Below are 213 nucleotides of genomic sequence, written 5' to 3'. Positions count from 1 at the left end.
GCCGTCCACGTTGGACACGAAACGCACCGTCAGGTCCCGGTCGGTGAACGAGCGCAACGCCTCGTAGGCCATCGCCGGACCCAGGTCCGAGCCGCCGATACCGATGTTGACGACGTTGCGGATCCGCCGGCCGGTGTGCCCGGTCCACTGCCCCGAACGGATCCGGTCGGCAAAACCGGCCATCTTGTCCAGCACCGCGTGCACACCGGGCAC

The 213-nt window shown here is 68.5% G+C and carries 1 pseudogene; it reads right to left on the bottom strand.

Annotation, left to right across the window (positions count from 1 at the left end):
• Positions 1-213: pseudogene (locus IF29_RS43080) on the bottom strand (glucose-6-phosphate isomerase); the annotation flags it as partial.

This window comes from Streptacidiphilus jeojiense (genome assembly GCF_000719095.1).
Lineage (GTDB): Bacteria > Actinomycetota > Actinomycetes > Streptomycetales > Streptomycetaceae > Streptacidiphilus > Streptacidiphilus jeojiensis.
Note: the sequence above shows the minus strand (reverse complement) of the source record. Positions and strands in the feature narration are given on the sequence as shown.